The sequence below is a fragment of the Flavobacterium sp. Root420 genome, assembly GCF_001427905.1.
In the GTDB taxonomy this organism is placed as follows: domain Bacteria; phylum Bacteroidota; class Bacteroidia; order Flavobacteriales; family Flavobacteriaceae; genus Flavobacterium.
On the sequence record NZ_LMEF01000013.1, the window covers coordinates 16261 to 27620 of the forward strand.

Consider the following 11360-nt stretch of genomic DNA (forward strand, 5'->3'; position numbering starts at 1 on the left):
TCAGGATTTCTCTTGATAAGGAATTGAAGATACTCTAATAAACCTGTCCATTTTGTTTTCATTATAACAAATGTCGTAATTTTTATCGAGTAAAATTATAAATTATATCAGTTATAAAAATAAATTCTTTCAATTTTTTTGAAATAAATTTTATATAACAAAAAAATAGTACGATTTTTTTGAACTATTGTTGAATAGAATATTAAAACATAAAGCCGATACTAAACCACGTAAAACTTTTAGACATTTCAGGCGACCAGGATTGTTTAATTTCGATTGGGCCAATAATGGTTTCTAATCCGTAACCAACGGCATAACCTGAATATTTCGGCATTGATACCCAATCAACAGTAGAGAAAATATCGTCACCTAAGTTGGCAAAATTTGCAGAAAAGTTGACGTGATTCTTTTTGAGAATTTCATAATCCAATGTAATTCCCGCTTTTATAAAACTATTTCCAGAAATACTTAAAAAATCATACCCGTAGAAATAATTGAAGTTATTTATTTTGTTATAACCGTAACCTCCTAAGATATAATCGAAAAAAGGAACGCTGTCGTTTCCAAAAGTCAGTCCTGCATCTGCTTCAAATTTAAAAGTTGCTCTCCTAAATAAAGTATTGGCTATCGCAATTTCGGCTTTTGCCATAGAATATGGTTTGAACGTATTGGTATAATCAGAAGATCCTAAATACGTTTGTACATCCGTAGAAAAATACAATCCCGAATGTGGAAAGCTTTTATTATCGAATGAATCGTATTTTAAATAGCCAAATGCACTAAAATAACTGCTTTTATCTATTACATTATCTGTATTAGATAAAGTTGGTGAATTGATTTTTAAATATTTGTATTCTAAACCACCGCCCATCAAAAATTTTTGTACAAAAATGGTCTGAAAATAAGCCTGATTACTAAGATCCAGAAAATCAACATTAATTAAATTGACACCAGGATTTGGAGTAGTTAAATTACCAAGATTGCTGGTTACATTTCGGTTAAACTGATTTAATCTTGAACGGAATCCAAAGCTGATATTAAAACCATTTTCGACATAATAATTTAAATCATATCTGAAATTATCTCCTAAAATAATATCTAACGAAGTAATGTCATTTTTTAGAAAAGTTTTTTTGTGAGTAAGATTTAATAGAATTGCACTTTTATAAAGTCCATCATAATGCAAACCCAGTTTTAAATAAGTTTGAGTTGGATTTTCTTTCAGTACAAGATCCAAATCATCTTGTTTGCCGTCAGGTTGCAGGCAGTATGAGATAGTGCTAAAGTTTTGAGTGGCATTTAAATTATTGATTCCAGTTTTGAGATCATTATAAGTTATAGTGCTCCCGGGTTTAAAACGAAGTTTACCATTGATGTATTCTTTGGTATAATTATCTAATTTTTCGTTGTTTATTTTTTTGATCTGAAGAGTATCTGAACTTACTTTTAATTTTGGCTTTTTATAAAAATTATCTTCGTTGACCAACAATTTAATTTTTTCATAAACGGCAAATGTAGCTTCTTCTCCTTTTCTGATAATTTCTTCACCCTTATCAAATGAAATTACACCAAAATCACGAATGTCCGGTTTTACATAAACATCAGTATCTTTTATTTTGCTTTTCATTTTATCGATCGACTGAAGATTGGTGATCTGCACTAAAATACGAGTTGCATTTTTAAGACTTTTTCTTTTCAATAAATCGTCCTGAACGTCAACACCAATTATGATGTCTGCACCAAGATTACGAACTTCTTTAATGGGGTAGTTGTTGACAACACCACCGTCGACTAATAAATTTCCATCAATTTCTACAGGAGTAAATAACGATGGGAATGCCGAACTAGCCATCATGGCCTGAACGAGATTTCCTTTGTTTAGTAATACTTCTTCACCCGTTTCGATATTGGTTGCAATACATAAAAACGGAGTTGGCAGTTTATTGAAATCACGGATGTGACGCACATTTCTGGTTAGACTGCTTAATAAATTGTAATTGTACATTCCTTTTGAAAGTGCCTCCGGAATTCCAACCCTGAAATTACTAAATGGTAAAACGATAGCGTATAATTCGTCATTTTTTTTGCCATAAAAGTTTTTCGATGATCTTGGAATGTAGTCGTTAATCAATTCATCAAAATTAGTTTTTTTGAAAATGGAATCAATTTGAGAAGCATTGTAGCCAGAAGCATAAAGTCCGCCAATTACGGCTCCCATACTGGTTCCGCCAATATAATCGATTTTTATTCCTGCCTCTTCCAAAACTTTTAAAACACCAATATGTGCAAAGCCTTTAGCACCACCACCACTTAAAACCAAACCAATTTTAGGACGTTTTACACTATCTTGTTTTTGTTCCTGTGAAAAAGATTTTTCAGGACTAAGTACTAATAAGGTAAGAAACATGGTTATGCTCCAGAAAGTGCCGATTGTTATCGGGGCGAAAAAAAATCCTTTTGACCGGGACCGGGTATTGGAAATGGGAAGTTGGTTTGGGCACATAAAAAACAACTAGTTGGTTTTGTAAAAGTCGGCAATTTTTTTTGCTTTTGATCGATTATCTTAATATGATTCTGTTTTTGAAAGTATTAATTTTTTATTACGATCATATTTCCAGATGTCATTGTGTGTTCTTGCGCCGCCCCTGCAACTTGAGGTAAGTGTTTTTTTAGTTTTATCTACTTTTACATCGCAAAACATATCACATTTTGGATTGAAATTAGTTGGAAACTCTAAGAGGTCAAATTGTTGCGTTTTTGGATTGAAAATAAAAATCTGATAGATGGAATAAACTCCCATTCCATCATCTGTATGAAAAGAAGCAAAATCGGTGAAACCATCAAAATTATAATCGTTGGTTTCTAAGTGGGAATCTTTTCCGGTTATCGAAGCTTCAATATTTTTTATTATTTGAGTTTTTGCGGTTTTGGAACTTTTTACTTCTAAATTTTCAAAATTATTGGTGTAGTGTACATCGATTTTATTTTTGTCTTTTTGCAAAAATGAAATGTCGTTTTGGCTATACGAAACGGTTAAATTGCACAGCAGAAAAATAGATAAAATATGCTTTTTCAAAATGAATCAGTTTTCTTTAGGATGATAGAATTCGACAATTTTTTTTGCTCTTGATACTCCTATAACGTCAGATATCTCTTTTTCTGAAGCTAATTTTAATCTTTTAACACTTTTGAAATGTTGTATTAAAGTCAGCATGGTTTTTTCGCCTATACCAGGAATGCTTTCTACAGACGAATTAAGTGCCGCTTTGCTACGTTTATCACGGTGAAATGTGATTCCGAAACGGTGCGCTTCGTTACGCAATTGTTGAATTACTTTTAATGTTTCCGATTTTTTATCCAAATATAATGGAATAGAATCGCCGGGATAAAAAAGCTCCTCAAGACGTTTTGCAATTCCGATAATCGCAATTTTTCCACGTAAACCTAAATCGTCAATACTTTTTAAGGCTGCTGATAGTTGTCCTTTTCCACCATCAATAATTATAAGTTGCGGCAGAGGCTCATTTTCATCGAGTAATCTTTTGTAGCGGCGATATACAATTTCAGTCATCGATGCAAAATCGTCAGGGCCTTCAACGGTTTTTACATTAAAATGACGGTAATCTTTTTTACTTGGTTTCCCATCTTTAAAGACAACACAGGCTGCCACCGGATTTGTTCCCTGAATGTTCGAGTTATCAAAACATTCTATATGTCGTGGCTCCGCCGGCAAGCGTAAATCTTTTTGCATTTGCGCCATGATACGCTTTACATGTCGGTCCGGATCTACAATTTGTAATTGTTTCAATTGTTCGATTCGATAGAATTTGGCATTTCTGATCGATAAATCTAAAATCTGTTTTTTATCTCCATGTTGCGGAACCGTGGTTTTGATTTTTTCTCCTAAATCAACTTCAAACGGAACAATAACTTCTTTTGATAATAAATGAAAGCGTTCTCGAAGTTCGATTATGGCTAATTCTAATAATTCTTCGTCGCTTTCGTCGAGTTTTTTCTTGATTTCTAAAGTGTGCGAACGAATAATCGATCCGTGTGAAATTTGCAGAAAATTGACATAAGCAGCACTTTCATCAGAGACAATCGAGAAAACATCAATATTGGTAATTTTCGGATTAACAATAGTAGATCTTGATTGGTAATTCTCGAGGACTTCTATTTTTTCCTTGATTTTTTGGGCTTCTTCAAAACGTAAATCCTGTGCATATTGATTCATTAAACGTTTGAAATCTTTCATGCTTTCTTTGAAATTTCCTTTCAGAATTTCACGAATAGCATCAACTTGTCGCTGATAATTTGCTAACGATTCTATCCCTTCACAAGGACCTTTGCAATTACCAATATGATATTCCAGACAAACTTTAAATTTACCCGAATTTATATTCGATTCACTCAAATCATAATTGCAGGTCCGTAAAGGATACAATTCTTTGATTAACTCTAAAATCGTATGTACAGTTTTGAAATTGGTATATGGGCCAAAATATTCAGAACCATCTTTTACCATTCTTCGGGTAGAAAATATTCTTGAAAAAGGTTCTTTTTTAATACAAAGCCATGGGTAACTTTTATCATCCCGAAGCAGCACATTATAACGCGGTTGCAATGTTTTGATTAAGTTGTTTTCTAATAAAAGCGCATCGGTTTCGGTAGGAACAACGATGTGTTTTATGGTTACAATTTTTTTTACGAGTACATTCGTTTTTGCCGTATCGTGAATTTTATTGAAGTAGGAGGAAACTCTTTTTTTTAAATTTTTGGCTTTTCCAACGTACAATATTTTTTCGTCTTTATCATAATATTGATACACACCGGGATTGTCCGGCAAGGTTTGTATTTGAAGTAATAAAGACGGTTTTTGCATTCTGTTTTTGTTTCTGAAGATGGTCGAAAAGCACTCTGAAAAACCACTTTGTTTTTCCTGAGAAGCTTAACATGGATTTAGAGTCAAATTTACGAAATCAAAAGAATAATTTCTATATTTAGATTTTATAATTCTATATGAAAAATAACAAACCCATGATTATTTTTGGCGAACCGGTTTTGCCAGGAGAAAATAGAACAATAAACGTTGAAATTGCCCGATTGCATACGACGACAAAATTGAATATTCCGGTTATTGTGCGTCGTTCTAAAATAGATGGTCCGGTAGTTTTGTTCTCAGCCGGAATTCACGGCGACGAAATAAACGGAGTCGAAGTTGTACGCCAGTTAATCAGCAAAAAAATAAATCGGCCAACACGAGGAACGATTATTTGCATCCCAATTATCAATATGTATGGTTTTGTAAATAAATCCCGTGAGTTTCCAGACGGTCGCGATTTAAATCGGGTTTTCCCGGGAAGTAAAAAAGGTTCTTTGGCGAGTCGTTTTGCGTTTCATATTGTGGCTGAGATTTTGCCAGTTATAAATTATGCCGTCGATTTTCATGCCGGAGGTGCCAGCCGATTTAATGCGCCTCAAATCAGGATAACCGAAAATAATCCTGAATTGAGACTTCTGGCGGATGTGTTTAATGCGCCATTTACCTTGTATTCGAAGAATATTGCTGGCTCGTTTAGAAATACATCTGAAAAAGCCAATGTAAAAATGTTGCTTTTTGAAGGAGGAAAATCATTAGATATCAATAATGTAATTGCAAATGAAGGTGTAATGGGGGTGAAGCGCTTACTGAATTACCTGAATATGCTTGATCCAAAACAAATTGTTGAAGATGCTGTTCATCCTTCGATTTATATCAAATATTCGGTTTGGTTGCGAGCAAAGTGTTCGGGCTTGTTGCATGATTACAATTTGATTGGAAAGTTTGTAACCAAAGGAACTATTTTAGCCATTATAACAGATCCGTTTGGTAAATTCGAGCAAAAAGTAAAAGCGCCGCATGATGGCTACATTATCAACGCCAACCATTCGCCAATTGTTTACGAGGGCGATGCGATTTACCATATTTCTAAAACCCTTCCTGATGGCGACGAATAAAAAAGAATTACGATTGCATTATAAAAATCTTCGGGCAACACTTTCCATGGATGAAATCGAAGAAAAGAGTTTGGCCATAGCCAATGAAGTATTGCAATTGCCCATTTGGGATAAAATCTATTACCATGTTTTTCTTCCGATTGAAGAACAGAAAGAAGTGAACACCGAATATATTTTACATTTACTCTCCGGAAAAGACAAAGAAATTGTGATTTCAAAAAGTGATTTTGGCTCGAGAAAAATGGCTCATTTTTTATTGACAGATAATACCAAAATTAAGAAAAATGAATATAATATTCCGGAACCTGTAAATGGTTTGCCAGTTCCATCAGAAACAATAGAAGTGGTTTTTGTTCCACTTTTAGCGTTTGATGTTTTTGGAAATCGTATAGGTTACGGAAAAGGATTTTACGATAAATTCTTAGCCGAATGCAAACAAGAAACCATCAAGATTGGACTTTCGTTTTTTGAAGCCGTCAAACAAATAGATGACGTTTTTGAATCTGATGTAAAGCTGGATTATTGCGTAACGCCTGACTTGGTGTATAAATTTTAAAATTTTCACCATATAAGTGATATAAGTAAATTTAAGTTTTAGATCACTGCAAAGCAAAATATACTTATATCAGTTGTAAAAATGTAAAATCCCAAATTCCGATTTTAAAAGTTGGAATTTGGGATTTTTATATTGTAATTTTAGAAATCTTATTTCACTTCTTTAATTGTTGAAGCATCAATCCAGCCTTCGGTTCCGTCTGTCAGTTCTATTTTTTTCCAGTTTAAAAGTGTTTCCGTAACGTATACTTTAGCTCCTTCATGCAATAAGAAAATAGCAGATCCGGCTTTTTGTGGTTCACTTCTCACTTCGCTCACTTCTGAAAAAACAATTGCCGGGCGATCGTTGTCATAATGATTTTTCTCTGACATTGCCGCTGCAACACTTAGAAGTACAGCAAGCAACAATATAAACATTCCAATGAAATACATTCTTTTTGAAAGCGTATGCTGTGAAAAGTAATATCCAATAAAACTCAATAAGAAAAGAAAAGCAATTCCGATAGCAATTTTAGCCCACGTATTATAGTCAAAAATCCCGGTAAAATTCTGAATCAGTTTTGCAAAACCTACTTTCGGGATTTCTTTAATCTCATCAATAGTTAGTTTTTTTGCAAATTTTAAGTTGTTTAAAGTCTGTTCATCATGTGGTTTTAAAACCAATGCTCTCTCATAATTATAAATAGAAGGCGCCACTTTATTGAGTTTATAATAACAATTGCCCAAATTAAAATACAATTCAGCCGAATGTTGCTTATTTTCTTTAAGAACATTTTCATACTCCTGTGCGGCCTGCTCAAACTTATTATCCTGATACAAAAGATTCCCTTTCTCAAAGCTGCTTTGAGCAAAGAAAATCTGAGTAATTAATAAAAAGAGATATACTATATTTTTCATTCTTATTTTATTTAAATAGGAAAGCTTTTCGAAAACTTTCAAACTTTGTGAACTTAAAATCAACACAATCCAAATCACTTTTCTTAGCGCACTTTGCGGTAAAATAATTTGCGGTTAAAATTTAAACAATCTGTTTTTCTAATTCTGAAATAATTAAAACAGCCTTATCGTAATCCTGCTGAATCGAAGCGCTTGAAGCCGGAGCATAACGTGCAAATTCACAGTTTTCTGTCAAATTAATGAAACTCTGAACTGTTTCCGGATTTGCTTTTCTTGACAATAGTAATTCTCGAATATTGTCTTTGCTCATTTCTGAAGTTTCAATATGCAGTTTCGCTTTCAGGAAATTATGCATTGCTTTTTCCAAAGCAATATAAAATGGCTCTTTGTTATTAAGTTGTTTCTTGGCTTCAGACAGATATTTCTTCGCCAGTTTATTGTTCATTTTAATTCGGTTTCCGGTAACATCGCTGTCAATTGCTTCTTTTTTCTTTTTAACTAAAACAATAATTGGTAAGATTAAGAAAGGAGCCAGCAACAATCCGTAATATAAATTCGAACCATAAAAATCGTTTTTAGCCATTGAGACTAAAGTAGTTTTTAGCTTGATATATTTGAATTGCTCTGTTTTTGTAATAACGTTTTTAGCAGCATTTGCCGTTGCGTTTGCTTCCGCCTGCATTGGTCCGTCTAAAACATCAACCGTAATTTCCTGAGAAGTTATCGTTTTGTATGATCCGGAGCTCAAATCAAAATACGAAAACTGCATTGGTTTGATAGTATACTTCCCTTTGTATTGCGGAATTATAGTATACTTATCCGATATTTTTCCTGACATTCCAGACAATGAAGTAGTCACTTTCTCGTCATGAACAGGATCGTACATCTCTAATGCATTTGGTACAACCGGTTTTGGAAGTGTAAACAATTTCATGTTTCCGCTTCCAGCAGCACTTACAACCAAATCAAGACTTTCGCCATTTTTTAAAGTAGTTTTTGAAGGTGTAACCGTAAAATTAAATTTACCAACAGCACCTGTAAAACCTTCTGGCTTACTACCTTCTGGAAGTGGTCTCACATTGATGGTTTTAGCTCCTGCCGAAACAACTTTATTGTCCTCAGACAGAATCATTTGGCCAAACATGTCACGTCGATTTGTAGGTAGTTGTACCCCAATATCGAGTGAAAGAGGTTCAATTGTGAGTTTTCCTGATTTTTGAGGATATAAAATGGTCTTTTTCAATACCACAAAATAGCATCTTTGCCCTTTGTAACTTCCTTCCTCAATAGCTAACTGTTTGATTTCTATATTCTGATTCCAGAAATCATTATATTTTGGTTTTCCAAGTTCTTTAAAACCGGTAACATTAATGTTGTTGAAGTATAATTTATAAACCACAGTGATTGGTTCATTCAAATACGGATTTGTTTTTGAAATTTCAGCTACCAGATTCAATGTCTCGCTTCCTGCACCGCCTTGTGGTCTAGGATCGCTTGGATCTCTTTCCTCAGCAACCGCATTGGTTACAACGATTTTTTGAGGAGTCGTTTTGTATTTCTGCCCATTAAACTCGATTGCAGCCTGTTTAATCGTTAAAGTTCCTTTTTGTGCTGGCTGTAATATATAAGAATATATTTTTTGAAAAGAGCTTCGTCCGTTAACCCAGGATTGACTTATTTGCTGACTTGGTCCTGCTACAATTCTAAATCCGTCAAATGAAGGCTGTTCGAAGTTATCCCCGTCAACATTCATGATGAAGTCAATACGAAGTCTTTCGTTTATACCAAGCGAGTTCTTGCTTACTCTGGCTTCAAATTGAACTTGAGCCATAAGCCCCTGAAAAGTGAATAGTAATAGAATTAAATATCTTTTCATTAATTTGTTTCAGTTTTGTTTAACTGTTTAATTGTTATTTGTTTAATCGGTTTTTTAAAGTTTTATTGTCTATTCGAATAAACACTTAAACGAATAAACGATTTACCACAAAAAATCTACCAGTCTTTTTCTGTTTTCTTAGGACTTCCTTTTACTTTTTGAGCATTTACTTTGTCCTGAATTTTCTTTTCTTCGTTATTAACGGCGTCTAATAAATTTTGAACACGTTCTTTTGAAATTCCGCCAGGCTGTGGTTTTGGTTCTCCTTTGTTGTCTGATTTATCATCTTTCTTTGGATCATTTTTACCATCTTTTTTGTCCTTGTCTTTGTCGTCTTTTTTGTCCTTATCCTTATTTTTGTCTTTGTCCTTGTCCTTATCTTTGTTTTTATCCTTGTCTTTGTCTTTATTCTTATCCTTGTTTTTATCGTTTTTCGGAGGATTTTCTTTTAATTTTTGTTTGGCCAAAGCATAATTATAACGCGTTTCATCATCTGTTGGATCATTGCGTAAAGCTTGCTTATAAGCTTCAACAGCTTGCGTATAATCTTTCTCTTTCATCAGGACGTTTCCTAAATTATGAAATGCCTTATGTTTTTCAGGTCTTGTTTTGGCATTTTTAATCGCATTCCCATAAGCAAATTTTGCTTCAGAAACCTGATTTTGTTTGTAAATAGTATTTCCTAAATTATAAGAAGCTGCCGCTTTCTTTGGGAATTTTGACTGCGAAATTCTATAATTTGCCTCAGCATCAACAAATTTATTCTGCTTATATTCTTCATTGGCATCAGGCAATGTCTTGTCCTTTTCCTGAGCTGAAACTGCTAAAGAAAATGTTAGTAAAATATAAAGAAGTAAATTTTTCATTCTAATTTTTTTAATTTTTTGTTCCGAAATAAATTCCAAAACAATTATTTCTTTTCGTTAAATAAATTCAATTCTTTTATCCAGTTTGTTTTTCTTTCCAAAAGGAAAATATCGACAAACAACAACAAGAATGCAAAACCAAGAAACCACTGAAATTGCGATTGAAAATCAGCCATTTGTGTTGCTTCGAATTCTGTTTTCTGAATGTTATTTAATGCATTTTTTACGTAATCTAAAACCTCTTTGGTACTTCCACCATACACATAACCACCTTTCGTTGCTTTTGCAATTGCTTTCAGCCCTTCCTGATTTAGTTTTGTAATAACAACTTCTCCGTTTTGATCTCTTTGGAAACTTTTTACAACGCCATTTTCTTTTAACGGAATGGTTCCGCCTTTTTCTGTTCCGATACCAATGGTGATGATTTTCATTCCCAGTTTGTTGGCTTCTTCCGCTGCTGCGGAAGCTCCTTCAGAATGATCTTCACCATCAGAAATTAAAATCAATAATTTACTTGTTTTGCTTTTTTCGTCAAAATAAGTCGATGATAATCGGATTGCTTCATCCAGCGAAGTTCCTTGTGACGAAACCATATCCGGACTCATGCTTTGAAGAAACATTTTGGCTACGCTATAATCTGTCGTGATAGGTAAAACTGGAAATGCACTTCCGGCATAGGCCACAATTCCTATTCGGTCGCTCCCTAAATTATTGATAATCTGCGAAACCAATTGTTTACTTTTCTCTAAACGGCTTGGTGCCACATCTTCAGCCAGCATACTTTTAGAAACGTCAACTGCAAAAACAATGTCAATACCTTCACGTTTTACCGTTTCCATTTTAGTTCCAATCTTCGGATTTACTAATCCGATAATCAAACACGCAAGTGCTAAAAGTAGTATAGATAATTTCAGTACAGGTTTAAAAACAGAGCGTTCAGGGCTTAATCTTTTAACCATTTCCAAGTCACCAAATTCGCGTTGTTTTTTTCTTTTCCAATACATATTGAAAAGGAAAATACACACCACAATTGGGAGTAAGAATAAAAGGTATAAATATTTTTTTTCGTCTAATTCCATATAATTTTTAAATTCCAATTCCGATAGCTATCGGAACAAATTCCAAATTCCAATTCTTCTTTTTATTTAAAACTTTTCAAATTCCAAATT

9 protein-coding genes are annotated in these 11360 nt (G+C 33.6%); 2 read left to right on the forward strand and 7 right to left on the reverse strand.

Annotation, left to right across the window (positions count from 1 at the left end; translation table 11 throughout):
* Window positions 1-202: 202 nt before the first annotated feature.
* From ASC72_RS10465 to uvrC, 3 genes are all read right to left on the reverse strand, one after another.
* Entirely contained in the window at window positions 203-2407 is a 2205-nt protein-coding gene (locus ASC72_RS10465) for a patatin-like phospholipase family protein (RefSeq protein WP_056190556.1), read from the reverse strand.
* Between the two features lie 156 nt (window positions 2408-2563).
* Window positions 2564-3076, reverse strand: a complete 513-nt coding sequence (locus ASC72_RS10470) for a hypothetical protein (protein ID WP_131725806.1) — start codon at window positions 3074-3076, stop codon at window positions 2564-2566.
* Window positions 3077-3082: 6 nt separating this feature from the next.
* A complete protein-coding gene (uvrC, locus tag ASC72_RS10475) occupies window positions 3083-4882 on the reverse strand; it encodes an excinuclease ABC subunit UvrC (RefSeq protein WP_056190560.1) in 1800 nt (599 codons plus the stop codon).
* 137 nt (window positions 4883-5019) lie between these two features.
* Between uvrC and ASC72_RS10480 the strand changes: the two genes are divergently transcribed.
* Entirely contained in the window at window positions 5020-5997 is a 978-nt protein-coding gene (locus ASC72_RS10480) for a succinylglutamate desuccinylase/aspartoacylase family protein (RefSeq protein WP_056190562.1), read from the forward strand.
* Window positions 5984-6553 carry a 5-formyltetrahydrofolate cyclo-ligase gene (locus ASC72_RS10485; RefSeq protein ID WP_056190564.1) on the forward strand — a complete coding sequence of 190 codons (570 nt, stop codon included), beginning with the start codon at window positions 5984-5986 and terminating at the stop codon, window positions 6551-6553. Before ASC72_RS10480 ends, ASC72_RS10485 begins: the two co-directional genes overlap by 14 nt.
* A 149-nt stretch (window positions 6554-6702) precedes the next feature.
* Here the strand turns inward: ASC72_RS10485 and ASC72_RS10490 are convergent, their stop codons facing one another.
* From ASC72_RS10490 to ASC72_RS10505, 4 genes are all read right to left on the reverse strand, one after another.
* Window positions 6703-7449 carry a tetratricopeptide repeat protein gene (locus ASC72_RS10490; protein ID WP_056190618.1) on the reverse strand — a complete coding sequence of 249 codons (747 nt, stop codon included), beginning with the start codon at window positions 7447-7449 and terminating at the stop codon, window positions 6703-6705.
* A 121-nt stretch (window positions 7450-7570) separates the two neighbouring features.
* The gene (locus ASC72_RS10495) at window positions 7571-9325 is read right to left on the reverse strand and encodes a BatD family protein (protein WP_056190567.1); all 1755 of its coding nucleotides are present in this window, start codon (window positions 9323-9325) and stop codon (window positions 7571-7573) included.
* A gap of 116 nt (window positions 9326-9441) precedes the next feature.
* Window positions 9442-10191: a tetratricopeptide repeat protein gene (locus tag ASC72_RS10500; protein WP_056190620.1), complete on the reverse strand. Its 750-nt coding sequence runs from the start codon at window positions 10189-10191 to the stop codon at window positions 9442-9444.
* Window positions 10192-10235: 44 nt separating this feature from the next.
* Entirely contained in the window at window positions 10236-11270 is a 1035-nt protein-coding gene (locus ASC72_RS10505) for a VWA domain-containing protein (protein ID WP_056190569.1), read from the reverse strand.
* Window positions 11271-11360 lie beyond the last annotated feature (90 nt).

Coding starts and splice junctions, on each gene's coding strand:
- ASC72_RS10485 (WP_056190564.1), top strand. CDS start 5,984: ATGGCGACGAATAAAAAAGAATTACGATTGCATTATAAAAATCTTCGG.
- ASC72_RS10495 (WP_056190567.1), bottom strand. CDS start 9,325: ATGAAAAGATATTTAATTCTATTACTATTCACTTTTCAGGGGCTTATG.
- ASC72_RS10505 (WP_056190569.1), bottom strand. CDS start 11,270: ATGGAATTAGACGAAAAAAAATATTTATACCTTTTATTCTTACTCCCA.
- uvrC (WP_056190560.1), bottom strand. CDS start 4,882: ATGCAAAAACCGTCTTTATTACTTCAAATACAAACCTTGCCGGACAAT.
- ASC72_RS10490 (WP_056190618.1), bottom strand. CDS start 7,449: ATGAAAAATATAGTATATCTCTTTTTATTAATTACTCAGATTTTCTTT.
- ASC72_RS10500 (WP_056190620.1), bottom strand. CDS start 10,191: ATGAAAAATTTACTTCTTTATATTTTACTAACATTTTCTTTAGCAGTT.
- ASC72_RS10465 (WP_056190556.1), bottom strand. CDS start 2,407: ATGTTTCTTACCTTATTAGTACTTAGTCCTGAAAAATCTTTTTCACAG.
- ASC72_RS10480 (WP_056190562.1), top strand. CDS start 5,020: ATGAAAAATAACAAACCCATGATTATTTTTGGCGAACCGGTTTTGCCA.